Below are 26,487 nucleotides of genomic sequence, written 5' to 3'. Positions count from 1 at the left end.
AATGGTAGATGTCCTAACAACCGAGCAAAGAAGTAACAATATGTCGCGTATTCGTGGCAAAAACACCAAACCCGAAATGGTTTTACGGTCTTTGCTCCATAGGTCAGGATACAGGTTTCGCCTTCACGATAAATCGCTCCCTGGAAAGCCAGACCTAGTATTGAAGAAATTCAAATCAGTTGTTTTTGTCAATGGTTGCTTTTGGCATCGACATGAAGGATGCAAAAAAGCTGCGGCACCGAAAACCAGAATTGACTTCTGGGAGAAGAAGTTTGCCAGAACCATAGAACGTGACAAGGAACAGACGACTGCCCTCATTGAATTCGGTTGGAAAGTAATTACTGTTTGGGAGTGTGAACTCAAAGAGCGCCCAGAATATGTATTAAGAAATATCGCTAATAATCTATCTGGGGGATATAATGGCTAAAACACTCCAGCTTCCTCCTAGTGCTTCCTCACTTTCTGAATCCATGCGTGATTTAGGGTACTCACTAGAATCCGCTGTTGCTGACATAATTGATAACAGTATTACAGCGAATGCCACCCAAATTGATATTTATTGTGTGTTGGCAGGCGATAATCCATTTCTTTCCATATTGGATAATGGCTATGGAATGGATAGAGGCGAGTTAATCAGAGCGATGAAACATGGCTCAGTAAACCCAAAAGTACGACGCGAACCTGATGATTTAGGAAGATTTGGCTTAGGTCTGAAAACAGCTTCCTTCTCTCAGTGCAGGCAGTTGACAGTTATTTCAGCTAAAAGTGGTGAACGTGTCGCTGCTCAGTGGGATTTAAATTTAGTTGATGAGAAAGATGATTGGCTCATAAACATACTTAATCAGAATGAAATTAATGATTTTGAATATGTTAATGAACTTCTAAAAGATGGGACACTTGTAGTCTGGCAAAACCTCGACCGACTTTTTGAGGATTTATCGGGTAAAGCGAGAGATGAAACGGTAAATCAGAAACTCGCCGTATTAGAACGTCATCTGTCTTTGGTTTTTCATCGATATTTATCTGGTGAATACAAAGCGTCATCCAAAATTAGAATTTCCATTAACGGCCATGAAGTTGTCCCATTTGATCCTTTTTGCAGAACCAATAAGGCAACCCAAGTATTACCAGAGGAAAAAATAAGAATTGATGGTGATACCGTTAAGATTCAACCATTTGTTCTACCTCATCATTCTAAACTATCTGCTTCCGAATACGATTTCTATCAGGATCGAAGCGACTTTATTTCAAACCAAGGAGCTTATATCTATCGAAATGGAAGGCTAATGGCATGGGGCGACTGGTTTCGACTTATCCCCAAAGGCGAAGCAACAAAACTAGCAAGGGTCCAAATAGATTTCCCCAATTCAATGGACGAAAACTGGACTATTGATATCAAAAAATCTCGCGCAAGACCTCCTCGACCAGTACGTGAAAGAATAAAACAAATCATTAATCAAATAACAAGCCGCAGTACTAGAGTGCATCGAAAACGAGGTCAGAAACTATTCAACGAGACAAAAGCTCCTATATGGGAAAGATATGCAGAAAAGGGCAGCATTCAATACGAGGTTAACAATGACCACCCGTTAGTATCAGCATTTTCTGAGCAGTTAAACAACGAAGACAGAGAGCAATTTGCAGCTCTGATTAAATCAATAACTGCATCTATTCCATATGAAATGATCTATTCAGATTATTCAACTGAACCGCAAAATATTGGAGCTCAAGCCTATGACGAGGATGAGATCACAGATCAACTAAGACTTATTCAGAAGACTCTTTTTCCGGATGGTTCATTCAATGCTGAAATCTTTAAGGATGTCATTTCTTCGACACGTTTATTTGAGGGAAGAGATGAAATAATAGAAGGCTTTATTAAGGGGCAAGATAATGACTGAAAATAATTCCTTAGAGGCTGAGAAGAGTTTGATAAGTGCTTTAGTGCAATTATTAAGCACTAGGTCTGAGATACCAACACAGGAAGAAGTCCGAAATCTGGCAACTACACTTGCTCCATCTGTTCCGTTTGATGGTGATGTTGACCCTGTTGTTCAAGAAGTGCTTACAAGGATAGATACCAGAATGGGCGAAGGAATATCGCTTATCGACTTCGAAGCTGATCATGATGAAGAGTGGGTAAACAAACGCTCTGATATCAAATGGACTTATAGCAATGCTTACGCCAAGTATTTGGAATCTGAAAAATGGAATTCTCGCGTCATACAAAAACTATCTGACGTTGGAGACAATATCCTTAGTCTCCTGCAGAATCCGGAAAGTGAGGGGGCATGGGACAGAAAAGGGCTGGTCATTGGACACGTGCAGTCCGGCAAAACAGCGAACTATTTAGGAGTCATAGGTAAAGCTGCAGATGCAGGCTATAAATTTATTATTGTAATTGCAGGCATTCATAACAACTTAAGAAAACAGACACAGGAGCGGATAGACAGTGGATTTGTTGGCCGCTCAAGCGATCCAGAGAACCGTTCCTCCAAAGGTGTTGGGGTTTTGATGGGCAGTAGTTATCCCACTCCCGTCACCGTAACCAATATTTATAAAGATTTTGATAAGAGCATCGCCAATCAATTTGGGACGAAGCTTACGGACTTTAGTAAACCATTTATTCTTGTCATTAAAAAGAATGTTCACACACTGCGGGCTTTGCATAATTGGTTAAAAGACTTGAATGCATCTGGTGATGGTCGGATAGCTGATGTACCGATGCTGATGATTGATGATGAAGCCGATAATGCGTCAATCAATACAAATAAAGAAGAACTTGATCCTACCAAAACAAATACGATGATCAGGGACATTCTGGGCCTTTTTGAGAAGTCCTGCTATGTAGGATATACGGCAACACCATTTGCAAATGTTTTTATTAATCCCGAAATATACAATGAGCTTTTTCCAAAAGACTTTATCTACTGTCTTGATGCACCAAATACATATTTCGGACCGGACAAAGTTTTTATTGATGATGAAAGCAGTGGAAAAATTTTGGAAGTCATCAATGATGCAGAAGAATATATCCGACTAACTCATAAAAAAGACCATGAGATATTTGATTTACCTCCATCCTTATATGAAGCAATCAATCAATTCATCATAGCCAAGACAATCCGAAATACTCGAGGACAGCAGAATAAACATTGCTCTATGATGATCAATGTGTCCAGATTTGTTGCCGTTCAGGAGGTAGTGAGAGATTTTGTAAGTCAGCATATTCAGGCCGTTGAGGACGCAGTAAGGGCTAATTATAAAATGCCAGAACACATTTCTTCTGTAAATACTTACATGAGGGAATTAAGGCAGGCATATGATACTCAATATGTCGGATGTGGGGTTAGTTGGCAGGCCATAAAAGACAATCTCTATAGTGCTTTTGATAATATGAAAGTTCTGGTCGCTAACAGCAAGTCGCAGGATTCACTGGACTATTCACGATATGAAAAGGATGGGGGCGGCCTTACGGCCATAGCCATCGGTGGACTAAGCCTTTCACGCGGCCTAACAATAGAAGGGTTGTGTGTTAGTTATATGTACAGAAATACGAGGATGTACGACACCCTCATGCAGATGGGCAGGTGGTTTGGTTACAGGCTTGGCTACGATGATTTGTGCAGAGTATATCTGAATGAGGATTCCATAAACTGGTATGCACATATTGCAGAAGCGTCAGAAGAACTCCGTTCACAGATAAAACAAATGCGTAGAGATAGGTTAAGTCCTGAACAGTTTGGTTTATATGTTCAAAAGCACCCTGACCGCCTTTTAATTACGGCTGCAAATAAGATGCGGACAGGCCAAAGAGTAACCGTTGAGCATAATTTCAGCGGCAGAATTGTGGAGAGCCATCTTCTTTCATCTTCCTCAGGAGTTATTGCACATAATAACAGCCTTTTCGAAAGTTCTATTGAAAATGGTTTTGATGAAGGAGCTGATAAATTAGTTCCGACTGAAAAAGGGTGGCTCATTCCCGATGTACCAACACACCGTATTGAAAACTTCATTTCCAGATACAAAGTTTATTCCGATCAGCAGGAACTCAAGATTGGAGCGCTGGAGTTTTTAAGGAAAATTAGCAGCAAGTACCTTCATTCTGATGTTTTGCTTATATCGAAAAAAAGTAATGCCAATCCAGCTCAACCTCTTTCATTGGGGCCTCAGGAACGTAATACGGCTAAACTGGAAGATGGCTTCTGGAAGTTGGCCAAAGGCAGGCTCGCTAGTAGAGGAGATGAAAAACTAGGTTTGTCTCAGGGTCAGAAAGGTGCAGCCGAATTATTAGCCCGAGAAGAAGACCCTGACAAAAATGTATCAGATTTTCATTATAGAGCAGTACGTGGAAAACCTTTGCTGATGCTTCATGTAGTAAGGGTTGGTGCTAAGGAAGGCGACGGGACAGATATTCCTGCATTTGGCATTAGCTTTCCTGACGGCGATTACACCGTTTCAGTCGATGTTGTTGCCAATCAAGTATATATCAACAATATGATAGGCACTGATTTTGATGATCCTGACGATGAGGAGGATTATGATGACTGATACTCTGAATTGGCATGAAATTACATGTCCGAATGATGACTATACCGTTAGAAAAGTTCCTCAACAGTGTAAACTTCCTGTTTATATCGGCAAAAATCATCATGGCCACTGCCTATTTATAATAGAGCTTGAAGGTGATCATTCCGCTTTTTTTAACAAGAAAAAAGCGTCCGTTCACGGTATCACTGTTGATTTAAGGCAATATGGAAAAGCTCAAAGATTTGTGCTTTCTCTCCAAAGACTAATAGATAAGGATATCTTTGAGTCACTCTGTCTTTCATTAATAAATTCAATTTGCAGGATATCTGACTCTTCTGTTGCTTTGGCTAATTCGATCGAACATTTAAATAGATGGAAAGCCTTTCTCGCAGGAAAGAAAGCTCGCAAGCTTTCGCCGGAAGAAATAAGAGGCTTGTTTGCCGAACTCCATTTCCTTGGTGGACTGGTTGAAAATTATGGCGTCTGCGAAGATGAAGCTGTTGAATCCTGGGAAGGCCCACAAGGACTTCACCAAGACTTTGTTATGGGTAATACAGCTATCGAAGTTAAATCCCTTTCAGGAAAAGAGAGAGGTACTGTTCGTATTTCATCTGAAGATCAATTAGAAGGCTTGGTTGATAATGTTTATTTGAAGATTTTCAGATTAGCTACTGCTGAGGAAGTTCCTTCGGCACTTTCATTAAATGATAAAGTCAGAAAGATTGAAACTCTCATAAAATCACCAGATGCACTGGAGGCTTTCACAAACAAACTGGCTTTGTTCGGTTACGTCCCAGTTGATGAATATGACACTCCTAAATTCCTTGTTGCGGATGAAAACACATACACAGTGAATAGCGAGTTTCCCAAAATAGTCAGGTCTAAACTTCCTGTGGGAGTTATGAAGGTCAGATATGAACTGGAGTTGCACCGTATAGAGCGATTTTTAACCGATAATACAATCGACCTTGGGGGCAATAATGAACCAAACAGTTGAAGAGTATTTTCATGATTTCAGGCAGGATATGCTTGCTGGGGCTGAGGCCAATGAGAATTATCAACTGGCAGAATTCATGGCTTCGGTTACTAATGAATTAATGGAAACTGGGGCCACAGAAGGCTTCGAATTCTGCCCGTATAGAGCCCAGAGAGGTATGCGGGTTGATGGTTACTGGTTCAATGACGATGGGGTCCTTGACTTATTCATTGCTGATTTTGATTGCCGTGCCGAGTTGACATCCTTAACAGAAACTGAGGTTAAAGCAGCGTTCAAAAGGCTTTCAAAATTTTTTAGTGCAAGCCGAGACAAAAAGCTGTTTCAAGATTTAGAAGAAACTGCACCCGAATATGGTTTATCTCGTCAAATTCATGACAGAAAAAACCTGATCCGACGCGTAAATCTATTTATTTTGTCTGAAAGAACACTTAGTTCTCGGTTACAGGCTTTGGATGATGACGAATTGTCCGGGATTCCAGCTTCATATCACATATGGGATATCTCTAGACTACACAGGCAAGATAGTTCCAAGGGGCATAAAGAAGCCTTGGATATAGACTTTATAGAAATGTTTGATCAAGGCTTATCAAGCTTACCCGCTCACTTGAGAACTGATGCCCTAGAGTCCTATCTTATTGTTATACCCGGTAATATCCTTGCTGATCTTTATGAAAAATACGGTGCACGATTGCTTGAGCAAAATGTGCGCTGCTTTTTACAAGCCAGAGGAAAAGTTAATAAAGGCATACGAACAACAATCATGGGGGAACCTGATATGTTCTTCGCATACAATAACGGCATCACAGCGACCGCTCAATCTGTGGAAAGTCGAGTGACCGAAAATGGTTTGGAAATTACCAATTTAAAGGATTTACAAATTGTGAATGGAGGGCAGACAACAGCTTCTCTGTTTCATACTAGGAAAAAAGATAAAGCCTCCCTGAGCAACATATTTGTGCAGATGAAACTCTCAGTTATACAAGGTATGCAAAGCGAAGAGATCGTTCCTCGAATATCTGAGTATGCAAATACACAAAACCGAGTGAATGCAGCCGACTTTTTCTCAAACCATCCTTTCCATATCCGAATGGAAGAGTTTTCACGTCGCATCTGGGCCCCTGCTCAGCAAGGAGCTCAACGTGAAACTAGATGGTTTTATGAGAGAGCAAGAGGGCAGTACGCAGATGCAATGTCAAAAATGACAGATGCGGAAAAGAAAAGATTTAGAATAGAACATCCTAAGCCGCAAATGTTCACAAAAACCGACCTCGCCAAATTTGAAAATATCTGGGACGATGCCCCTAAGTGGGTCAACTTGGGTGCTCAGAAGAACTTTGCTCGCTACGCCCATAGAACAGGGGTTACTTGGAAAAAGTCAGCAGATCAGTACAGCGAGTTTTATTTTAAACGAGCGATGGCTCGCGCTATTTGTTTTCGCACTACTGAGAAATTAGTCTCTGCTCAACCTTGGTATAATGGTGGATTTAGAGCAAATATAGTTGCCTATACCCTAGCTGTGATAGCTGAATATTGCCGAACCAAAGACAAAGCCATCGACTTCATTGAAATATGGAAAAAGCAAACCTTACCACAGTCCTTTATTGAAGCGCTTGAGGTAGTTTCGGAATTTGTGAATGAACAACTACTCCATATGCCGCAAGGGATATCTCACATATCAGAGTGGGCTAAGAAAGATGGATGTTGGGAAGGCATGAAGAATAATATTAACGCAGTCGAAAAGAAGTTGTCTGTTGAATTTATCGAAGGCCTTATTTCAATCGATGAAGTAAAAACTGAGAAAAAACAAGCCAGAAAAGACCAAAGGATTGATAACGGGATAGATGCCCAAAAGCGTGTTTTTGAGATTTCCGCTGAAAAATGGCAAGAAATTCGAATATTTGGAGAGCAGAAAAAACTCCTTTCCCCTAAGGAAATTGGAGTACTGAGTATTGCCGCACAACTACCAAAAAAAGTTCCTTCAGAAAAACAATGTATTATACTAACTGATATTATACAGAAAATTAAAGCTGAAGCTTTCGAAATTTAATGACTAGTTTCGCTTGACGGAAAAATACTGTTACCTAACTCTAACCCTTAGACACGCTCGCTATTAACAGTTCTAAACCTTCTACAGGCGAAACCCCTAAGGCTTTACAATAGCGAATATATTCGACCACATCTAAGCGCCGCTCACCCTGCTCTACCTTGCCTATAAATGAATGGGGAGTTTTCATTTTTGTCGCTAACTCGCGCATAGTCATTCCTTGACTGGCGCGTCCTTTTTTAAGCCAATCAATTAAAATTCTATGTTCATTTGAGTTCAGTGATTTGATCATTGTACCGATAATAGGTACGTGTTACCATGTACCCAAATCAGGAACTAATTGATAAATCGCTATATTGCCCCTTTATGTTCTGACAGCACTACGAAACATTGAAGTAGGATGCACATGAAAATTGAAACAAAACTAATTGCTCTGTTCCTTACAAGCTCACTTGTTGCATGTGCTGGCGCTGCACAGCCCTTTTTATATTACATGGCTGGAGATTCAAGCTGTAACAGTACGCGCTAGAACCGCAAACACGATACATTGTCTAGACAAAAACGGTGCAGTTACCGGTTACAGAATAGTTATGAACAGAAATGAGCTAGGGCGTTACTATCAAAAAAAAGCTCAGCATGAGACGGTGTTTGGACGGCTATTTTTGACTGATAACATAAATCGGGAAAACTAATATTGGAGTTAGTGATGAGCGTGTATCTATTAATCGGCGTGGGACTAGCTTTCTACTGGAGACAACGATCAACGGTGTTTAGCTACTCGAGTGCAAACATTAAGAAGAGCAATGGAATGAGTACACTAACTTTGTTCCTATCAGTTTTTGTTTGGCCCGCAGTGATTCTAGTGAGGTTACTTGGCGGAAAGAGAATCTAGGGCTCGAAAAGAAGCTAACGATTCAAATAAAATAGATTCATGGAGTGGCTAAAATGATAGCTGTTTGGTTAATAGTCGTGTTCCCCATCAACCCCTATGGAACCAAAGTTAGCGACCGCCCAACCTCACCTATTCAAGGCTGAGCTTCTAAATCAAGAGTTTGTGATGAAACCGGGCGTTTACGAAGTTACATATGAGAATGCCATTGCAGTTAGACACTGGCAAAAAGAGAATTGAAGGAAAAGACATGGGATTAGGTGACTGGATACTCACAAAGACCATAAAGAATACAATCGCATCAATGGACTTCGCCACCGGTGGCGACAATCATAATATGGAACGAGCTCTGTTCTGGGCTTCTACAAGGTCATCGGAAGTTGATATAATGGCACATCTACGATGGATAGAACGCTTCCCACAACACAGCATTTCCAAAGAGGGAGCCACTGCCGCCGACATTGTTAAAGCAGACCTAGAAAAAGGACTAGTCCCCGAACACAATGAAACTAAGGCTGAAAAAGTCAGGGCGCTCATTGATCAAGAGATCAGGAAAGGCATGTTATGAGCGTTGTAGATAACGATAAGTGGCAAAAGATGATTAAGAAAAGACATAAGAAAATAGCCCGTAGGGTGATGATCTACGACATTATCATGGCCGTTCGGGAAAACTTCAAAGCATTCATGATCACTTGGGTTATTGTGATTCTCGTTAATCAAATTTTCATTTTCGGAGCGTGTTTCGCGATATATTGCCTTGTAGCTGCATTGCCCCATACCTCTGTTATAGCAATTTTGATTACCTATTTTATGTCCAAGGGCGAGGATTAAATACCTTGTGCTGCCCCAAGCTCACAGGTTACTTGGTAATACCCCATTTTTCGGGGAGGGATATTAGCGAGGAAGACGTAGCGGAGCGGCGGTGTGCCACGAACAAGGCCCGGATGCGCGCAGCGCATGCAAGGAGCCTTGTGAAGTGAGTGCGAGAGCCGCGAGCGTGCACATAATTATTATTTAAAGGCTATTTTTCAGTACGGCTAATCACAAAACCTGGCATTGAGGTTTCAGCTTACGCTGCGCGACGCTGAGAACCGTCCCTGGTTTTGCAATTAGCCTTATGGGTTGGAGTGGGCCTGGCAACCCGTTTCAGGTTCGAAATAACATATCGGCTGCATATGGTTGAAAAGTGGGGGTTTCAGAGATTTAGGATATAGTTATGGCCCTGGAGAGACTTCTACGAATAAATCTCCAGATTCATCAAAATCGGACTGTGCCAAAGCCAAGGCTGTCATGGAACCAATAGAAGTCTGACACATGTATTAGAACTTCTCCGGACTTCTATAATCAGCAAGTGTTAAAGAGTCGGGTGGGTATAGGTTTTTGGTTAGATGGATAATTGAGAGCTATTCGTCCTAGCCATAGCCCTACTCTCATTTTACCGTCCCACCGTCCCGTTTACCAAGAATGCGAGGAGTGACAACGCTGCGCAACCTCTACGCAGCGCCGTTTTTTGATCATTAGCATTGGGTGGGACGATGCTACGGCAATTTCAAAGGGGGTACCAAAGGTTCTAGGTAGCGATCAAACGTATCCTTAAAATCACTAAGCTCATAACCTTTAGCTTGGGTACCATTTCCAAAACGTAGGTTTCTGGACTTGACCCTGAATGGTCGTAATATTCGAGCCACGACAGGTGCTTTCATAGCTCTTCCATTGTTAGCTAAGTGCCACCGGCTATCGATATCTGCTAGAAGCTCAAAGACAAGTTCTTGCGATGAAATACGGGTCACTGCCTTTTCCACGAATATCAACCTTATATCTATAAGCAGTTGGTCTTCCAGACTTGCCTGCAACTCACTTTCAGTGAGTGCCTGATACGCAGCCTCACACTTATCCAGCCACACAGCGCTAACCTGATTGGCTATAGTGAACAGAGGCAACCAGTTATCGACAGCTCTGTCATTTCCTATGTTGGGCGGTTCAATTAGATTGTTAGATATTTGAGCTTCATTATCTAAACTCCACTTGAGTAGCTTTCTTCGATCTAGAATAGATTTTTGGGGTAGATCTGGAACTAACCTTAAAACAGTTTCTCTTGCAGTTTTCCGCTTCAACGTAATGACCACTGCTCTGTCCATTATGGTCGAGGAAAGTTCACCAATGGAAGCCAACGCCATAGGTGCCCAAGTGCTAAACCTTTGGACTTGGTGGGTCTCAGCTGCACACCTATTTGCATATGCCCGAGACCTTGCGTGCCCGCTGTTAATTATGCCAATCATTTCCTTACTGCCACCAGCAACAAATGTGTCGGCCTCATCAATGATCAATGTAGGCTGATCACTTTCAATAATACGAAAAATAGTTGCCGGTGTCATATTTGAAGTCACTAGTGCTTTACTAGAAAAAGCTTCAATTAAATCCAATACCGTCGATTTACCGCATCGCCTTTGGGGGCTGCAAATTACCAGTTTCGGGAAAATTCGAAAATTGTTAATATTGTAGGAGGCGAGACACCAAAGTGTGAGCGCGGCACTTGCCCCAGGAGGTAATATAGAGTGACTAAGTATAAAGCCTTCAATGTTATCCAGCAAAGCTTCAATATCAATTGTGCCTGTTGCAGGTAATAAATCTTCAACAAGACTAGGGGTACTGTTATCTGTCATAATACAAACTTTCTATTAAGAAAGCCGTTGCAAATAAACAGAGACAGGGTATCATCATCCACGATCAAACGAACGAAAAGGCCTGCTCTGATTACTTGAGCGGGCTTTTTATTTGTTAATGGTTGTAGGTCTAACTGGATGCAACGGACAGCTCAGGCAAGAGCAATCCTCACACTGTTTTCTCCAAGTCCCGCTATCGCGAGGATCGTAGATACATTCCACACAGTTCGCATCAATAGCCCCCCTTAAACCGGGCTTACTGGCTAATCTAGCGATCAGGCTTTCCTTATAGGCATCTGAGTGCCTATCACGATAAGGAGCTACCATGGTTGGCCCTCCTTACGTGATTTGATCCACTCTTCGATGGAGTTGAGTGTCCACCCTTTTGCAGCTGCTCCAAGCTTAAAGCCCTTGGGGGCTAGTCCCGCTTTCTCAAGACGCCACCAGGTAGTATTTGATACGCCTGTGAGATAGCGCCGTTCCTTCTCTCGGATGACCCGGTCAGGTATAGGTGACATGGTTTGGATACTTTGCTCATTCTGCTGAATAGAGCTCTTACTATTATGCATTTTAATTCCTTTGGTTTGTCGTGCAGTCATTTGCACACCAAGGATGTAAGATGAAAAAAGCCCACTAAAAAGTGGGCCCTTTTATTCAATTAAATGGGTAATTTAATGGGATTTTGGCTTTAACATGTTTTCCCACATGTGTTCTGGAACCTTGCCAGCCCGGGCTTTTTTGAAAACATCTCGAATCCAATTCTCGATGCTATTACTGCCGAGCTGGTGCTCATGTGGATATTCTTGTTGCAGCCAGCCTGAAAGATACTCAGCTTCTTTCCCTACACCCTTTTCACATCGGTTATTTTCAACCCTCTCTCTGAAATGAGGGAGCACTAGATGTCTTGTTGTTGGACGTCCCGGACCGCCGGACCGAGCTCTGAGAGGTATATTTGCGCCTGCATCTTTGTTGTTAGTCCCAGTACAGATCATTTGAAAGTCATCTAACGTCACTTGGTGAATAATAACTCGACCATTGATGCGCGCATAAATCCTTTGCTTAGAGCCAAATAAGTTGGTTGCTTTTTCGTCCACCAAAATCTCAGACAAATTGCTGATGCCATTTGTTTGATTCTTCTCAGACTTATTCCATAGAGACCAACCTTTAGAACCCGTGAACGCTAAATCTAGGTCCGGAGAGACTATGAAATTTCGCGCTAGATCATATATTATAGTTGTACCCAAGTTACCGTTAGGGTCATCTAAATAAAGCTTTGCTTCTATCTTGCCTAACCTCAGTGCCTCTTTAATGGATACTACTGCCATATCTTGCTCCACGGACTCAGACCCTGCTAAATACTCAGGTGCGTCGTGTAAGAGGCAGTAACCATATGGAATGGGTTTCTTATTCATTTTTTCCCTGCACAATCTTCATTAAATGATCTGACCATAATTCAAGTGCTTCCCTCATCTGAGGTAAATAACTTGGTTTTGCATAATGCCTGGCTGTCACTGTATTAATTGAATGGTTCAGTATCTCAGATACAATCTCCATAAGAACCCCTAGCTCTGCCATCTGAGTGGCACATATCTTTCTGAAATCATGCACGGTAAACCTATCGAGCTTACTACCTGCTGTTACCCGTTTTAGGGCATGGTGAGGCGCTGTCTTACCTATTGGTATAGTTCCCCGCCTGAGGCCGTTCCTGCCTGTCCAGCCTGGGAATAGGTATGGAGAATTCGGTGCATCCTGCTTGGCTAATTCCATTGCTTGTTTTACCAGTTCGTAGGCGGAATCTGAGAGAGGTATTTTATGCGGTTTACCATTCTTGGTACGAGAGCCTGAAATGATCCAAACTCTATCAGCCATATCAAATTCATCGATAGGTGCCTGTGATACTTCAGCAGAGCGTTGACCTGTGAGTAGCAACAACTTCAATACCAGTTGGATTTGAGGTGATATCAATATTGGATTGCCCTTATCTGGGTGAACACCATTCTCTATCCGGTCCCAAAGTTCTTTGATCTCGCTTGTCTTGGGCGGATCGATTACCTTCGCTCGTTCTTGGCCTGGCGCAGGGATGTTGATCGCAGGGTTCTCATCAACACATTTATGGCCCTTTGCAGATAGAGCAAACTTAAACAAAACACGCAACAGAGCCAATATACGGTTGGCTCGGTTCGCTGAGCAGCGCTTCTGAGCCTTTGCTAGTAACTCATCAATATCATCACTAGTAACTGCATGAGGAGCGTATGAGCCAATTACAGGTATGATGTAGCATTTAGCCATGCTTTTCTCGTCATTGACGTTGCGGCGTAGTCTTCCTTTGAATAGCTCAACTTCTCTCAACTCGAAAAACTTGTCGCATAGTTCCTCAACTGTTTTGATTGAAGTTTTCCTAGCCTGTTCTTTATCATCTAATGCAGGGTCTTCACCCTTCTCAATCCGAACAAAGAGCCGGGCCTTCTCACTCCTAGCTTCTTTTAAATCCAAGCCCGGGAACTGACCAATAGTTTTCTTAGCTCTTGTCTTTATACCTTTGCGGTTGACCCAGTAGCGCACAAACCAAGTTTTTCTACCGACATGCGAAACTCGCAATATTAATCCTGAATCCCTTCCCTTGCCATAATAATCCACCTGCCCGTCACTGGGTGGTTTTATGGCGTTTATCTGAGTGTGATGCGTTGGTAAGTCTGGCATATCAATATCCAAATTAGGGTCTTATTAGGGTCTTATTTATCGAAAGTGCATGGTGCCTCCTGAAATACCCTGATATATAATATCTATTATTTACAACATATTATATATCATCAGGGGATTTCAAGTAGTTTCAATCCATATCTTTACATTCGGATTGAAAATCCGCGTGTCGGTGGTTCAAATCCGCCCCCGGGCACCACTTTTCAAAACCAGCTTTATAGTTTGATAAAACCTGCAAGTTGCTGTCGTTTTTCGAGCTTTTTCAGTCTAGCGTTCAGAATGCTGCTTCTGCATGTAACCAGTGGTTGACACCCACAAACTTAGACTTCGTTAAGTTTTTATAATTATAAGTATTGTAAGAATGTTTTCTGGCAGGAAATACATGATACGCCTCTTTGCATTAATAATTGGAGCTTTTGCTTTATCCACACCTGTATCCGCCGTCGATGCTGATTATGTGACATGCACAGTCTCACCGTCCATGTGGTCGCAGCTCGCAGGCGATGTTTTTGTTTCAAACACGGGTGAATTAAACCCGCAAATGCTGGATATTTTTGAAAAGGCCGGTATTCGACCGAAACTTATCCCACTATTGCCTGAAAAACGTATCGCTGCACTGCACAAACAGGGTCAAATAGATATCGTCATGACGACACTGATCTTTATTCCAACAGAAATGGTGCCCTCTATTCCAATTTTAAATATTGGTGCCAGCATTGCTGTAAAAGCCGAGTTGGAAAAACCACCCCAGCTGGTTGCCGTATCTGATATTATGGTGCAGTTTAGCCATACAATACTTGATGCGGTGAAAGAGGATTATACAACAGTTATCATACCTGAAAGAAGAGCGCTGCGAATGCTCCGCGACGATGAAGTAGAGGCAATTATAGTAGGCAACCTGTTATTCTGGAACAAGCCCACGGTTGATCTCGGTGGACTCGCCTTAAAAGTAGTTGAACAGCCTAATATGCCTAAGTTTCCGCTGTATTTTACGTTTTCGAAATCTTCTGCCTGCACGCGGGCTTTGAAGGCCTTTAATGTCAACATGCAAGCAGCACTTGACGCCGGACTTCGGGATGACATTCACCGTGCACTACAGGCCAATACAGAGCAGGCTATCAAAACAATGCTAGATTAGTCCAGTACACATAAAAGCGCACACGCACACTAAGTGTGCTGCATGTTTTCACTCAACCAGCAACCTATTGACATATCGTGTTTTAAAGTTTTCAGGCAGCCTGTGTGCGATTTTTTTCCAGGGCCACGGCTCAAAATACTGTGACTTACGGTGGTCGGCATTCACATTATCAAGAGTACCGTACCGGGCTGTAAAAATAAGCCGCGGTGTTTTGGTGGGTGCGGCACCTCTGTGAAGCCCAAAAGTATCGGTTATAAATCCATGGCCTGCGCTTAATTTTACAGTCTTGATATGATCCGCGAGGTAGTTTTCATATACAGCATTCAGGTCATCACCGTGGTCCTGAAAGAAAAAATCAACTGCTTCAATCACACTGCCCTTATGACGGCCATCCTCAACCACTATGGGCAATCTGCCAACAAGAGTTTCAGCCAAAGCATCCCTGCTTGCACTACCTTCTATATATTGGTGCGGGCCTGCTTCATCATCCACATCGGTGAGGTATGTAAACAGAGCTGCATTATGAAAGCCGTCAGCATCCCGGTGGAAGTTTTGGCCCAAATATAACACCGGTTTGTCAACAACCGGAAAAGCCCACCACAATGACATAAGGGTAAGAACCGGTGGGCAGTTTCTAAACAGCTTCTGGACACCCGATATAACAACAGGGTTATTAGCAAGCTCCAGCAAATGCGGCGCTGCCAAAATATCATCAAGACGATACCCGCCAAGGCGTTCACTTTCTGCCGTACCGCCTACAAACCGTTCAACCCCGTCACTATCGCCGATAGTCGGTGTATTATAGACCGGCTTATCTGCCAGATTCTGGGTAATATCCTTAATCTGCTGGGCGGATAAAAGCTTGCCAATTTCTACAATGCCTTTGGCATAAGCGCCATCTTCACCCACATGATAGCCCGCATCCCACTGTGAGATAACCTGATGTGTGATTGAGCGCCTTAGAATGTTTGCCAGCGTATCCCGCAGGTTTGTATCAGAGACCGATGTACCAAACCGGTATGCGCGCGATAACTGGTTTTCAAAATCACGCAGGGCACGGTTTATCGCATCTGATACATCGTTTTTTATTCTGTTCATTGTATCTCCGGTTTCTCAAAAACAGGCTACCGTACGGGGCTTATTTCTGCAAAATACTCTGGTATCTTTTGACCGCGTTTTCACTTGAACATAAAGTAACAAACTGTAAAACCTTTTGGATATTAATATCGTACGTTTGTATATTTTTGTCAGCCCCTTCTACATACTGGCTCTCGCCGCCAAAGAGGACGGGGAAATCACCAACAGTAATGGCGGCACTGGCCGCAAGGTTAAACGTTTCACCTTCAACCCCCTCTGCCACCAAATGCATAGCATGCCTTGCCACATCATCCACATGCACCACATTAAGGCGCGATAGCGGTGAAACAAACAGGGGTTTGCCCAGAGCAAAATAATCAAAAACCGGGTTTTTTGTCAGGCCCGGCCCAACAAGTGCCGGTAGCCGCAACACCAGATGCTTTCCAGAAAATTTTTGCACATACTGTTCTGCCAACCATTTATGAAAACCATAAGGCTGACACGCAAGGGGATTAAGCGGATATGCCTCTGCCGTTTGCTGAACGGAAGATGGGTCAGGATAAACATCCACCGTTGAAATCAGGATTGTGCGCTCTGGCTTGAGCATGTGCACATAAGATGCCACCGCCTCAACCGACTGGGTAAAGTCCCATGCTGGGTCTGCGTTTGCCTTGCCTTTATTGGCATTCCCGCACGCTAAAACTAGAAGCCCGCATTTCTCTATGCCGTGGGACTGTGCCTCTTCACGCTGCACCGCTGTGTAGGAAAGTTTATGGCTTTCAAAATAGCGGCAAAAGGCACTGCCAACCAACCCCCTTGCCCCAACAACAACCCTTTCATGCATACAAGCTATCCTACAAAGTTTGGTGACATATCCGGATCAGGATGCACCACATCCTCAAGCGCCAAATTCATTTGAATATGCTTACAGTAAAGGCCGCAGTTCGACGGCTTGACCCATGCTTCCAGTTCTTCGTTGGTAACAGAATTCCAGATTTCCTGAACCGAGTTTTCGTTGATATTACCGATGTAGAATTTTTCAGCGCCGCGAGCATTTTTGCAAAATGTAATATGCCCTTCAGCCAGCACTGCTATTTGGAAATAATGGGCATAACACGCCTGCGGCTTTTCCAACTGGTCCTGATACCAGACATAACCAGAGGTCAAGAGGCGGGTGTGCGACATGCTAAAATAGCTATTCGCCTCGGTAAACACTGCCTGTGTCGCGGGGTCGTTCCAGAACGCCCCGTCATCTTCCGTGAACTGGTCTGGAGCAACTTGCAGATAATCAACATCCATTTCAGCCAAAATTTTTGCGAGATTTGGTACGGAAAAAAGATTCTCCGGGGTCACAAGCATGCGCACACCAATGTTAATAGCGCTGCCTATTCTGTCTTTTTCCGCTTTTAACAGTGCAATATTTGCCACCACCCGGTCAAAGTGATCTTTACCTTGCACCTTTGCATAACTTTCAGGTGTGCCGCCCGCTGCAGAAACCCTGATCCACGCCAGATCGCGCGCTAAAACCTCTACATTCTTTTTTGTAATAGCCGATCCGTTTGTAATAAGGCCGCAGTCCAGCCCAGTCGCCGCCGCATGGGCCAGAATATCAGTGAAATGAGGGTGCACCATAGGCTCGCCGCCACCAGTAAAACTAACACCGCGTGCGCCCATTTCTTTTAGTTCCACCAACGCATTTTTAATCACATCGACCTTAAGGGTGCTTTGGTCTGTGTTGATATGCTCGGCATAAAAACAGAAGCTGCAATTATGATTGCACCTGTTTGTCAGATCAATTTCCACCGTTACCGGAAATGGTCGCCCACCCTGCTTTAATTCTGCCACCCGGTCTGGGTGGTAAAAAATCTTCCGGGAAAAATCAAAATTACGCAGTTGCATAGGGTTTCTCGCATTTCATGTTCAGCACTTGGGCGGCACATCAGCCTCAAGGCAAAATCTTGCATAGACCGGCAAGAAGTCATCTATCGTTTCAGTCAACGTCACTTTTTCATACTTGCTGGCATATAAAAAAGCGGGCGCTGCACTATTACCATACTTTAACGCAACTTTCGTGCCGGTCAGTTGCTCTGCAACTTTAGCGCATTTAGCGGCAAACGCGCCAATTGTTAAAGTATCTGCCCCAAGCGGGTTTAAAAATTGCACCTGCGGCGCCGTTTTATTCTCAAGCCAGGCTTTAACGTATACCCCTATATCCATGCTGGAAACAAAATTTCTGCCCGCGTGTGGTGCCCGCACTTCTAACTGGCTATGCCTGATAGCAGCGAGAGGAAAGCTAAAGGGAATTAAATTCCACCTTGCAAAACGGGCAGGGTCAAATGTCATGCCGTAAACAGCATTGGGCCTCAGGATAAGGCACCGACCACCCGCCTCTACTGCCTTGCTTGCGGCAAGCATCTCTACTGCTGTATGTGTTTCAGCATAAAGGGACTGGGGCGCAAGCGCTGTATCCTCGGTTATTGTGCCTTGCAATGCCCCGTAGACATGAGCAGAAGAAATATAAACCAGTTTTTTACAGCCCGCTTGCAGCGCGCACTCAAAAACATGCTCAGCCCGGCGCAATGCTGTATCGGCGGCTTTCCGGGCAGCATTTTCACCGCCTGTCAACATGTCTTCATCGCGCAGCCCTGCCGCATACACCAGCGTATCAAGGCTGCTGAATGTACCGGCTTGCAAAGGCTCGTCTATATCACACTGGCGCTGCATTGCTGCTGTGCGCCCGATTGAAACCGCACCTCCCGCTTTAGCTAGAACACGGTATATGCCCTGCCCGATAAGCCCTGAGGCACCTAAAACACCTGCTTGCAGATGGTTGCGGCCATCAACCATAGGGCCCCCACCGTAGGTCACGGGTCATTTGGCCTTTCTCCCGGTAACCAGAAAGCCGGTTGAGCCGAATGAGGTTACCAGCCCTGAAGTGCGCATCCGCGAAACTAAAGGCACGCAAGCCTGCAACCAGTTCTTCAATAATCTCAGGGAATGTTTTCAACGGTTGGTGGTCGGGGGCAAGTGCCTGAAATTTTGAAAAATCAACCCTATATGACCGTTTATCATCCTGGGCAGCCTCATCAACTTTAACAGCTACATTGCCAATATGCTGTGATACTGTCGCCGCCAGATCACTTATCTTGCATGTAAGGCTATCGTGCCCGACATTAACAACCTCGCATACAGCCCCTTCGCGGATAAGGCCCCATTCTATGGCCCGTGCCATATCTGAAACCGCAATAAACGGTCGCCATGCATTGCCTTTGCTTTTCAGTAAAATACTGCCTGTGCTAAGCGCCGAGGCCGTAAAGTCATTCACAACCAGATCAAGCCTTAATCGGGGTGAAAAACCACATGCCGTTGCAAACCTCAGGCATGTAACACGAAAGCTATCCCCCGCTAAAAGGCACAGCTGGGCTTCTGCCTCCACCTTTGAAATAGCGTAGGCCGTTTGCGGTGCCAAAACACCGTCCTCAGCGACCAGCGCATCAGGCCCTGCACCATAAACGCTGCAACTTGACGCAAAAACAAAGGTCTTAACACCTGCGGCTTTTGCAGCTTGTGCCAGCTCTATTGTTGCCGTTTGGTTAATAGCGTATGTCGCCGCTTCAAACTCTGCCCCGATGGGGTCATTTGAGACAGCCGCCAAATGCACCACAGCATCAAACCCCTCAAGTTCACTAGCTGTAATGTTACGAACATCAGCAAAGATTTGAGTGTGCAGGCATACCTCTGGTGGGGGGCCATATGATGTTAGGTCCCCCATAAAATACCCGTTATCAACCCCGGTAAGTTCTGCGGCAGGGCCAATAGCCTGTGCCAGATGCGGTATTAAAACCGACCCCACATACCCCATATTACCAGTAATCAGAATTTTCAAAACAGTATCCTACAGGTTAAAACAAAACAGCTTTTACACACAGCCTTACCATGTTTTCCACGGCGCCTTTCCTGTTACCCACAGAGCCTCAAGATTTTTATGATCCCGTAGATTGTCCATACACTGCCAGTACCCGTCGTGCTTGAAGGCAGACATCTGTTTGGCTGCTACCAAATCCTGCATGGGCTGATCCTCCCACATGTCTGAATCTGCATGAATATAATCGATCACACCGGCATCAAGCACAAAAAAACCACCGTTAATGCGCGCAAATGAACGGGCGGCATCTGGCTTTTCACTAAAAGACACAACATCATCGCCGTCCATATCAAGGCAGCCATAGCGGGATGGTGGTACAATAGCTGTCACTGTCGCCAGTTTTCCCTGTGCCGCATGGTGCGCTTTCAAGGCTGCTATATCCACATTGGAAACACCGTCCCCGTATGTCATGCAAAAAGTTTCGCCCTCAACCAAATGCTGAATTTTTCTAAGCCTGCCCCCGGTGCCGGTATCAATGCCTGTATCAATAAGGGTCAGGCGCCAGTTTTCCCCAGCCCTGTTATGGTACTGGATTTCCCCTGTACCCAGATCAACCGTAAAATCCGACATATTATGCAGCAAGCCCATCATATAATTACGGATCACATCTGCCTTATATCCAAGACAGATGATAAAATCACGGTGCCCGAACGTGGTATAATGCTTCATAATGTGCCACAAAATAGGTTTGCCCCCAATGGGCACCATTGGCTTTGGTACCGCTTCGGTCATCTCGGCAAATCGTGTGCCGTATCCCCCTGCCAGCAAAACTGTTTTCACTTTTGTTTCCCCCATTTTGCGGCGTGGTGTGCAGCCGCATCAAAACACGGCCAAACCAGATCTTTATCTGAAACCGTTACGGGTTGGGCAGGCCATTTAATGGCAATTGCGGGGTCGTCATAGCGCAGCCCGCCTTCTGCCCCACCCTTATAGGGTTCTGTTGCCATATATATAACCCTTGTGTGCGGTTCCAGCGTTAAAAAACCGTGCGCAAAACCCGCAGGCACATAAAGGCTTTGCTTATTGTCTGCATCCAGCTCTAGCCCTACCCACTGTTTATAGGTGCTGCTTTCGGGGCGCACATCCACGGCTACATCAAATATCCGCCCGGCAACGCAGAAGATCATTTTACCTTCTTCGTGCGGCGGATACTGAAAATGCATTCCCCTTAAGGTAAACGGCGCCACATTGTCAGAAAAATTAATATGGGGAAAATGCGTAGGCAAGCCAGCCTCTGCAAACTCGGCTTCACAATAAACCCGGGTAAAACTGCCCCGTGCATCAGAAAAGCTGTTACGGCTAATCACACATACATCGGTACCACCCAGCTTTTCAAACTTCATACCCATACATTACCCCATGTTCAAAGGATGAAATTCTGGCAACAACTTTACGCTGACAAATTTATTTTCATCAACCCCCAAGGCTTTCATTTGAGCCTCAACCACTGGTATATCTCTTGATGTTATAACAAGCTTGTCAAAATCCAGCGTGGTCACATCCTCAGGCGCAAGCACTGGTATATTCAGGTTATAGCCGAGTATATACTGCCACCGCTCCCGTGTTGCAGGGGCATTATCAAGCACGGCTACAATCTGCTGGTTTTCAAATTCTTTATCGAACAAAAATTCCATAAAGGTACTGCCCGCACCCATAAAAACAATCCGCTGGTCAGGCCCCAAGGCCTTTACAAGGCTATATAATCCACCTGTTAGCTCATCCCGCATAAAATTGCGTGCGGTCGGTGTAATCTCAGAAACAGAAAAACCAGTATCCCCTGCCCCTAGGCCGTGTGGGTAACCATAGGCCTCAAAGTCTTCGCGGTAATGATGATAAATCGCCTGCTTTGTGTGTGCGTCGAGAAACGCCTGTCGGGGTGGTACCGGCTTACCAAGTTTTAGGCCTTCTGAAGCTATGGGCAGCTCAGATACAGGACCGGTCATACCACCCACCGGTTCGTAGCGGGCTTTGTTTGCGTGCAAGCTTTGGCTTTGTAAGCCTGAAGCAAGATTAAACTGTTTTTCCAGCCCGCCAAGAATATTGTCTATACCTGTTTCTATTTTCAGAATCTGGTTAAATTTTAAAACCCCGAGGCGTTCAAGTTCACTAAACTGCTGCCTGCAGTGCCCATCACCAAACCGGGTAAAGTGTGCCTTCGGCAAACTTAGAAAATCGCGGAAACTAAGCGTGTGATTGCGCAGATACAGCACCATCAAAAAGGCACTAACCGCACGGTCGTATGGGTCTCTCACTATTTTTACTGTTGTCCAGTCGCCGCTTTCACCGCGCAGTATAGATTCGCGTAAATCCTCAAGCACTGCACCATATGTAGCCGAACTTTGGTGCGCCAGCATCAGTTCGTACTTGCCTGCGCCAAACTTGGTGCGGGCGTCTTTCGCATATTGTTCAAGACCGTGAATACGGTGGTACCAGTTCAAAATACTGCTCGCCGCCGCCTTGGGCGAGAAAAAAACCGCCAACCTTTGATCTGGGAATAAAAGCATGGAGGCGGCAGACAAATGCCTTCCCAGTTCCGCTTTCTTTTCACTATGGCTTAATTTCATACTATCCTCTTACCCAGAGAGGCAGGCATCAGCCAGCCGCTTTAGCCCACCATATAAAATAGCAAAGACTTCTGGTGTGTTGATTGCCTGCCACCCCTGATACGCCGTGCCCTCTATATTGCAACCAGAGAAGAGCGTTTCCAAAGCAGCCCCCACTGACGCTGGGTTATAGTCATAGCCTACATAGCTGGCTTCAGGGAAAATGCTTTTTAAGGCAGTACTGTTTTGTGTCACCAGCAAACAGCCTGCCGCCATGGCATTTGAAACCCGGTCATGTATAGGGGTACCTGATGTGCTGGTATTCATAATCGCACTGCACTGCCGGTACATATAATAACTGTCCATCATTGTATGATGGGGGATGTAGCACGCCTTTGATGTTTCTATTATCTGAGGCGGAATACCGCGCCCGGAAAGCGTTACCGGAAACCTGACCAGCTCTGTCAGCAGCAGGTTTCGGCGTTGCAGCTCAATGCCTTTATCGGCAAGTTTTATCATTTTTGCAAAATGCTCACGTGCCGGGTCATGGCCCCTTTTGGCCATGAAAGCTGCAATATCGCTGGGGGTACAGTCCTGATCTGTTACAAATTTTTCGACACAGGCTTCAACATCAGGTCGTATGTCCGCTGCACATTCGGCGCTATCAGAAAGATAACTGTCAAGCGTTGAACCCTGCCAGTCAAAATTAATGGGCACAAAGAGCTGATGCTCTCTTTTCGCTACACCAGACAGGGCTTGCTCAGACAGGCTTGTGCCGTAGTGCAACCCAACATTCCAGATAAAGTCTGTTTTGCAGGCAGATGCGCCTTGGTAATATTTTTTATAAAATGCTTCGCTTTCAGGGCTGGTGAATAAAAAACACGTATGACCGTCATTCATCCACGGTCTGAAAACATACAAAGGGTGATCAATCACAAAACAGATGTGCGGAATTTTATCCTTTTTCAGCAACTGGTTGAGCGGCACGCCCAACACACTGTGCCGCCGCATACTGTCGTTAATGGTAAGCGCAATAGAGCTTTCTGGGCATTGCCTGATTTGATCCATGGCTATTGTTGTTGGCTCACCTTCGCAGCAATGGACAAAACCAAAACCAACGCGCTGGGCAATACTACCTAGCGCCTGCGCGTAAGCATAGCCATGCTCCCCAGCATTCGAGAAAAAATAAATCGTGACAGCATGAGTGCTCATAAATTCAGTTCATTACCCTGCATGGCCCCAAAAGATAACGCTACTATACAGACATTTCTGAGTATTGAGCGATAGCGTTAACAGTAAATAGCATTTGTAATATAGGCTATACTATATAGTCTGGAATAAAAATGGCCTTTGATGAGTAATTGCTACGGGGAGGTTTTTCTATGCGTATGATACTTAATGCGAAAATAGTAATGCTACTGGTGACTGGTTACTGTTTTAACACCTTTTTTCCAACAGCTTTAGCCGATGACAAACCTGTAAGAGCCAGAGGCCTAGGCATACCGTTTGATGGCACACCTGGGCACTTTAATGCCATCACAGATGTGCCAGGCGTTACAGTTGGTGAAACTACCATTATAGCGGATTTGCCAGACGGCAAAGCCGTACGTACTGGTGTAACAGCTATTTTACCGCGCGGCACAGAAACCCATGATAAGCCTGTGTTTGGTGGCTATTTTTCCCTGAATGGTAACGGCGAAATGACCGGTACAGCATGGCTTGAAGAGTCTGGCATGCTGGAGGGACCCATCCTTATTACCAATACGCACAGTGTTGGCACAGTGCGCGACGCGAGCATTGCATGGCGGGTAGCAGCGGGTGCCGCCGACGCCAGTGGCTACTGGTGGTCGCTGCCAGTTGTAGCAGAAACATGGGATGGGTGGCTGAACGACATTAATGGCTTCCATGTAAAAGCCGAGCATGTGACCGAAGCCCTGAACGGCGCTGCCAGCGGGCCGGTAGGCGAAGGCAACGTGGGCGGCGGCACAGGTATGATTTGCCACCAGTTTAAATGTGGAACCGGTACATCATCACGCATTATAGAAATGAACGACGGCCCCTATAGTGTCGGCGTACTGGTACAGGCTAATTATGGCACACGTGATACGCTAAGGGTCGCGGGTGTGCCTGTTGGCAAACATTTGCAGGAAGATAAAGCCTATAGTGAAAATAACACCCGTTTCACAGAAACCGGCTCCATTATTATTGTCGTTGCGACCAATGCACCCTTGCTGCCACATCAGTTAAAACGGCTGTCCCGGCGTGCGGCCCTTGGTCTCGCCCGCAATGGCAGTTATGCAGGCAACGGCAGCGGTGATATTTTTGTTGCTTTCTCTACTGCCAACCAAAACGCCTTACAGAGCGGCCCCAAAACAGCGATTACCATGATTACAAATGACGAGATGGACCCGCTCTTTCTGGCCGTGGTAGAAGCCACCGAAGAAGCAATCATCAATGCCCTTGTTGCGGGGCGCGACATGACGGGCAATATGGGCCATACTGCAAAAGCAATTTCCCATAAGGCACTTCAGGATATTATGCGCCAGTATAACCGCCTAAACAAATAATATAGCCGCCCAAAACCATGTAACTTAAGTTTAAGGGTGTATTATTGCTTTATAGACTATGCAATATTTCCACCGCCAACATTCAGCGTGGGAGAAATAAATGGCATATCAAACAGGACTGATACAAAAAGCAGTAGCAGCAATAGCACTGGCAGGCGGGATTTCCAGCCTTGTTACTGCAACTGATGTTACAGTTATCTATGCAGGGGAACTGCTAGCGGTGCCGGGTAAGGCGTCAGAGAAAAACAAAACTGTCGTTATTAAAGACGGCATCATCAGTGAGGTACGAGACGGCTTTGCCGATAGTGCTGAATTCGGCGAGGGTGCAAAGCTAGTAGACCTTAAAAACAGCTTTGTTATGCCGGGCATGATGGACATGCATGTACACCTCCAAGGCGAACTTGGTCCAAAAAATGATAGCGAAAAGCTAAGATTTTCAGATGCCGACAACGGCATGCACAGCGTGCTGTTTGCAAAACGCACTCTTGACGCGGGTTTTACAACAGTGCGCGATTTGGGCAGCGAACCAACCCATATTTTTGCACTGCGTGATGCCGCTGCAAAAGGCTGGGTCGCAGCACCCCGCATTATAGCCGCAGGCAGTGCTGTTGCGGCAACGGGCGGGCACGGCGATGTCGACGGTATGCGTCATGACCTGCTGGAAAAATACACACCGAAAACTATCTGCGACGGTGCGGATGATTGCCGCCATGCTGTGCGCACTGCTGTAAAATACGGCGCAGATGTTATTAAAATAACGGCGACTGGCGGTGTGCTTTCTGACACTAATACAGGCACAGGCCAGCAAATGACCGACGACGAACTAAAAGAAGTTATGGACACAGCCCACAGTTTAGGCCGTAAAGTGGCCGCACACGCCCATGATGCAGTGGGTATTAATGCGGCACTTAAAGCAGGTGTTGACAGCATTGAACATGGGTCCTATGCCGACGCTGAATCCGTGAAGCTTTTCAAAAAAACGGGGGCATACCTTGTGCCTACTCTGCTTGCAGGGGATACAGTTGTGAAAATGGCAGAAGGCAGTGATTTCATGCCCACCGCCATTAAGGAAAAAGCCATACGGGTTGGCGCTGATCTGATGAAAAACTTCAGTAATGCCTACAAGGCAGGCGTGAAAATAGCTTACGGCACTGATAGTGGTGTCTCGCATCACGGTGATAATGCAAAAGAGGCTATCCTTATGGAAAAAGCGGGCATGCCTGCTATGGAAGTGTTGAAATCTGCAACCGTAAACACGGCTGACCTCATTAGTATGTCAGACAAACTGGGCACGCTTGAGGCAGGTAAATATGCTGACATTATTGCAATGGACGGCAGCCCACTTGCTGACCTTCATGAACTGCTTGATGTTGATTTTGTTATGAAATCTGGCGTGATTTACAAGCAGAACTAA

Annotated in this window: 24 protein-coding genes; 10 read left to right on the top strand and 14 right to left on the bottom strand. The window is 45.0% G+C overall.

Annotated elements, in window-relative coordinates; all coding sequences use genetic code 11:
* The first annotated feature begins 1 nt into the window (after window position 1).
* From ICL80_RS04645 to ICL80_RS04625, 5 genes are read left to right on the top strand one after another with little or no spacing between them, the layout of a single operon-like run.
* Entirely contained in the window at window positions 2–427 is a 426-nt protein-coding gene (locus ICL80_RS04645; protein ID WP_194214946.1) for a very short patch repair endonuclease, read from the top strand.
* On the top strand, window positions 420–1,901 hold the full coding sequence (locus tag ICL80_RS04640; protein WP_194214945.1) for an ATP-binding protein: 1,482 nt from the start codon (window positions 420–422) through the stop codon (window positions 1,899–1,901). The genes ICL80_RS04645 and ICL80_RS04640 overlap by 8 nt, the downstream gene beginning before the upstream one ends.
* A complete protein-coding gene (locus ICL80_RS04635; RefSeq protein WP_194214944.1) occupies window positions 1,894–4,551 on the top strand; it encodes a Z1 domain-containing protein in 2,658 nt (885 codons plus the stop codon). The genes ICL80_RS04640 and ICL80_RS04635 overlap by 8 nt, the downstream gene beginning before the upstream one ends.
* Complete coding sequence (locus tag ICL80_RS04630; protein WP_194214943.1) at window positions 4,541–5,527, top strand: PD-(D/E)XK motif protein; 987 nt, start codon at window positions 4,541–4,543, stop codon at window positions 5,525–5,527. Before ICL80_RS04635 ends, ICL80_RS04630 begins: the two co-directional genes overlap by 11 nt.
* Entirely contained in the window at window positions 5,511–7,574 is a 2,064-nt protein-coding gene (locus ICL80_RS04625) for an AIPR family protein (RefSeq protein WP_194214942.1), read from the top strand. The genes ICL80_RS04630 and ICL80_RS04625 overlap by 17 nt, the downstream gene beginning before the upstream one ends.
* Window positions 7,575–7,614: 40 nt before the next feature.
* Here ICL80_RS04625 and ICL80_RS04620 read toward each other — a convergent pair whose 3' ends face one another.
* The gene (locus tag ICL80_RS04620) at window positions 7,615–7,863 is read right to left on the bottom strand and encodes a helix-turn-helix domain-containing protein (protein WP_194214941.1); all 249 of its coding nucleotides are present in this window, start codon (window positions 7,861–7,863) and stop codon (window positions 7,615–7,617) included.
* An 805-nt stretch (window positions 7,864–8,668) separates the two neighbouring features.
* On the opposite strand from ICL80_RS04620, the gene ICL80_RS04615 reads away from it, so the two are divergent.
* Window positions 8,669–9,028 (top strand): hypothetical protein, encoded by a 360-nt coding sequence (locus ICL80_RS04615; RefSeq protein ID WP_194214940.1) that lies wholly within the window; start codon window positions 8,669–8,671, stop codon window positions 9,026–9,028.
* Complete coding sequence (locus ICL80_RS04610) at window positions 9,025–9,291, top strand: hypothetical protein (protein WP_194214939.1); 267 nt, start codon at window positions 9,025–9,027, stop codon at window positions 9,289–9,291. Before ICL80_RS04615 ends, ICL80_RS04610 begins: the two co-directional genes overlap by 4 nt.
* Window positions 9,292–9,998: 707 nt before the next feature.
* Here the strand turns inward: ICL80_RS04610 and ICL80_RS04605 are convergent.
* From ICL80_RS04605 to ICL80_RS04590, 4 genes are all read right to left on the bottom strand, one after another.
* Window positions 9,999–11,123 (bottom strand): DUF3631 domain-containing protein, encoded by a 1,125-nt coding sequence (locus ICL80_RS04605; protein WP_194214938.1) that lies wholly within the window; start codon window positions 11,121–11,123, stop codon window positions 9,999–10,001.
* A 320-nt stretch (window positions 11,124–11,443) separates the two neighbouring features.
* Complete coding sequence (locus ICL80_RS04600; protein ID WP_194214937.1) at window positions 11,444–11,692, bottom strand: helix-turn-helix transcriptional regulator; 249 nt, start codon at window positions 11,690–11,692, stop codon at window positions 11,444–11,446.
* Window positions 11,693–11,794: 102 nt separating this feature from the next.
* Complete coding sequence (locus tag ICL80_RS04595) at window positions 11,795–12,448, bottom strand: hypothetical protein (protein ID WP_194214936.1); 654 nt, start codon at window positions 12,446–12,448, stop codon at window positions 11,795–11,797.
* 79 nt (window positions 12,449–12,527) lie between these two features.
* On the bottom strand, window positions 12,528–13,823 hold the full coding sequence (locus ICL80_RS04590; protein ID WP_194214935.1) for a tyrosine-type recombinase/integrase: 1,296 nt from the start codon (window positions 13,821–13,823) through the stop codon (window positions 12,528–12,530).
* 382 nt (window positions 13,824–14,205) lie between these two features.
* Here ICL80_RS04590 and ICL80_RS04585 point away from each other — a divergent pair, with 382 nt between their 5' ends.
* Window positions 14,206–14,961 carry a type 2 periplasmic-binding domain-containing protein gene (locus ICL80_RS04585; RefSeq protein ID WP_194214934.1) on the top strand — a complete coding sequence of 252 codons (756 nt, stop codon included), beginning with the start codon at window positions 14,206–14,208 and terminating at the stop codon, window positions 14,959–14,961.
* A 48-nt stretch (window positions 14,962–15,009) separates the two neighbouring features.
* Here the strand turns inward: ICL80_RS04585 and ICL80_RS04580 are convergent, their stop codons facing one another.
* Genes ICL80_RS04580 through ICL80_RS04540 form a run of 9 tightly spaced genes read right to left on the bottom strand, consistent with a single transcriptional unit; the run spans window position 15,010 to window position 23,718 of the window.
* The gene (locus tag ICL80_RS04580; RefSeq protein WP_194214933.1) at window positions 15,010–16,059 is read right to left on the bottom strand and encodes a phytanoyl-CoA dioxygenase family protein; all 1,050 of its coding nucleotides are present in this window, start codon (window positions 16,057–16,059) and stop codon (window positions 15,010–15,012) included.
* Between the two features lie 40 nt (window positions 16,060–16,099).
* Complete coding sequence (locus ICL80_RS04575) at window positions 16,100–16,882, bottom strand: NAD-dependent epimerase/dehydratase family protein (RefSeq protein ID WP_194214932.1); 783 nt, start codon at window positions 16,880–16,882, stop codon at window positions 16,100–16,102.
* A 5-nt stretch (window positions 16,883–16,887) separates the two neighbouring features.
* The gene (locus ICL80_RS04570) at window positions 16,888–17,937 is read right to left on the bottom strand and encodes a radical SAM protein (protein ID WP_194214931.1); all 1,050 of its coding nucleotides are present in this window, start codon (window positions 17,935–17,937) and stop codon (window positions 16,888–16,890) included.
* A 21-nt stretch (window positions 17,938–17,958) separates the two neighbouring features.
* Window positions 17,959–18,885, bottom strand: coding sequence for an NAD-dependent epimerase/dehydratase family protein (locus ICL80_RS04565; protein ID WP_194214930.1), 927 nt, complete (start codon window positions 18,883–18,885; stop codon window positions 17,959–17,961).
* The gene (locus ICL80_RS04560) at window positions 18,878–19,924 is read right to left on the bottom strand and encodes an NAD-dependent epimerase/dehydratase family protein (RefSeq protein ID WP_194214929.1); all 1,047 of its coding nucleotides are present in this window, start codon (window positions 19,922–19,924) and stop codon (window positions 18,878–18,880) included. Before ICL80_RS04560 ends, ICL80_RS04565 begins: the two co-directional genes overlap by 8 nt.
* A gap of 45 nt (window positions 19,925–19,969) precedes the next feature.
* Window positions 19,970–20,743 carry a glucose-1-phosphate cytidylyltransferase gene (gene rfbF, locus ICL80_RS04555; protein WP_194214928.1) on the bottom strand — a complete coding sequence of 258 codons (774 nt, stop codon included), beginning with the start codon at window positions 20,741–20,743 and terminating at the stop codon, window positions 19,970–19,972.
* A complete protein-coding gene (gene rfbC, locus ICL80_RS04550; protein WP_228073814.1) occupies window positions 20,740–21,312 on the bottom strand; it encodes a dTDP-4-dehydrorhamnose 3,5-epimerase in 573 nt (190 codons plus the stop codon). Before rfbC ends, rfbF begins: the two co-directional genes overlap by 4 nt.
* Before the next feature lie 3 nt (window positions 21,313–21,315).
* The gene (locus ICL80_RS04545) at window positions 21,316–22,527 is read right to left on the bottom strand and encodes a sulfotransferase family protein (RefSeq protein ID WP_194214927.1); all 1,212 of its coding nucleotides are present in this window, start codon (window positions 22,525–22,527) and stop codon (window positions 21,316–21,318) included.
* Window positions 22,528–22,536: 9 nt separating this feature from the next.
* Window positions 22,537–23,718, bottom strand: coding sequence for a hypothetical protein (locus ICL80_RS04540; protein WP_194214926.1), 1,182 nt, complete (start codon window positions 23,716–23,718; stop codon window positions 22,537–22,539).
* Window positions 23,719–23,888: 170 nt separating this feature from the next.
* Here ICL80_RS04540 and ICL80_RS04535 point away from each other — a divergent pair, with 170 nt between their 5' ends.
* Both ICL80_RS04535 and ICL80_RS04530 read left to right on the top strand, forming a co-directional pair.
* Window positions 23,889–25,073 carry a DmpA family aminopeptidase gene (locus ICL80_RS04535; protein WP_194214925.1) on the top strand — a complete coding sequence of 395 codons (1,185 nt, stop codon included), beginning with the start codon at window positions 23,889–23,891 and terminating at the stop codon, window positions 25,071–25,073.
* Between the two features lie 100 nt (window positions 25,074–25,173).
* A complete protein-coding gene (locus ICL80_RS04530) occupies window positions 25,174–26,487 on the top strand; it encodes a metal-dependent hydrolase family protein (RefSeq protein ID WP_194214924.1) in 1,314 nt (437 codons plus the stop codon).

This window comes from Kordiimonas pumila, assembly GCF_015240255.1.
Classification (GTDB): domain Bacteria; phylum Pseudomonadota; class Alphaproteobacteria; order Sphingomonadales; family Kordiimonadaceae; genus Kordiimonas; species Kordiimonas pumila.
This window is presented reverse-complemented; position numbering and strand designations above follow the sequence as displayed.

Excerpts from the sequence above, each read along its gene's own strand:
- ICL80_RS04595 (WP_194214936.1), bottom strand. The coding sequence starts at position 12,448 with ATGGCAGTAGTATCCATTAAAGAGGCACTGAGGTTAGGCAAGATAGAA.
- ICL80_RS04585 (WP_194214934.1), top strand. The coding sequence starts at position 14,206 with ATGATACGCCTCTTTGCATTAATAATTGGAGCTTTTGCTTTATCCACA.
- ICL80_RS04640 (WP_194214945.1), top strand. The coding sequence starts at position 420 with ATGGCTAAAACACTCCAGCTTCCTCCTAGTGCTTCCTCACTTTCTGAA.
- ICL80_RS04630 (WP_194214943.1), top strand. The coding sequence starts at position 4,541 with ATGATGACTGATACTCTGAATTGGCATGAAATTACATGTCCGAATGAT.
- ICL80_RS04645 (WP_194214946.1), top strand. The coding sequence starts at position 2 with ATGGTAGATGTCCTAACAACCGAGCAAAGAAGTAACAATATGTCGCGT.
- ICL80_RS04565 (WP_194214930.1), bottom strand. The coding sequence starts at position 18,885 with ATGGTTGATGGCCGCAACCATCTGCAAGCAGGTGTTTTAGGTGCCTCA.
- ICL80_RS04575 (WP_194214932.1), bottom strand. The coding sequence starts at position 16,882 with ATGCATGAAAGGGTTGTTGTTGGGGCAAGGGGGTTGGTTGGCAGTGCC.
- ICL80_RS04625 (WP_194214942.1), top strand. The coding sequence starts at position 5,511 with ATGAACCAAACAGTTGAAGAGTATTTTCATGATTTCAGGCAGGATATG.
- ICL80_RS04600 (WP_194214937.1), bottom strand. The coding sequence starts at position 11,692 with ATGCATAATAGTAAGAGCTCTATTCAGCAGAATGAGCAAAGTATCCAA.
- ICL80_RS04545 (WP_194214927.1), bottom strand. The coding sequence starts at position 22,527 with ATGAAATTAAGCCATAGTGAAAAGAAAGCGGAACTGGGAAGGCATTTG.
- ICL80_RS04610 (WP_194214939.1), top strand. The coding sequence starts at position 9,025 with ATGAGCGTTGTAGATAACGATAAGTGGCAAAAGATGATTAAGAAAAGA.
- ICL80_RS04535 (WP_194214925.1), top strand. The coding sequence starts at position 23,889 with ATGCGTATGATACTTAATGCGAAAATAGTAATGCTACTGGTGACTGGT.
- ICL80_RS04570 (WP_194214931.1), bottom strand. The coding sequence starts at position 17,937 with ATGCAACTGCGTAATTTTGATTTTTCCCGGAAGATTTTTTACCACCCA.
- ICL80_RS04580 (WP_194214933.1), bottom strand. The coding sequence starts at position 16,059 with ATGAACAGAATAAAAAACGATGTATCAGATGCGATAAACCGTGCCCTG.
- rfbC (WP_228073814.1), bottom strand. The coding sequence starts at position 21,312 with ATGGGTATGAAGTTTGAAAAGCTGGGTGGTACCGATGTATGTGTGATT.
- ICL80_RS04530 (WP_194214924.1), top strand. The coding sequence starts at position 25,174 with ATGGCATATCAAACAGGACTGATACAAAAAGCAGTAGCAGCAATAGCA.
- ICL80_RS04605 (WP_194214938.1), bottom strand. The coding sequence starts at position 11,123 with ATGACAGATAACAGTACCCCTAGTCTTGTTGAAGATTTATTACCTGCA.
- ICL80_RS04635 (WP_194214944.1), top strand. The coding sequence starts at position 1,894 with ATGACTGAAAATAATTCCTTAGAGGCTGAGAAGAGTTTGATAAGTGCT.
- ICL80_RS04620 (WP_194214941.1), bottom strand. The coding sequence starts at position 7,863 with ATGATCAAATCACTGAACTCAAATGAACATAGAATTTTAATTGATTGG.
- ICL80_RS04540 (WP_194214926.1), bottom strand. The coding sequence starts at position 23,718 with ATGAGCACTCATGCTGTCACGATTTATTTTTTCTCGAATGCTGGGGAG.
- ICL80_RS04590 (WP_194214935.1), bottom strand. The coding sequence starts at position 13,823 with ATGCCAGACTTACCAACGCATCACACTCAGATAAACGCCATAAAACCA.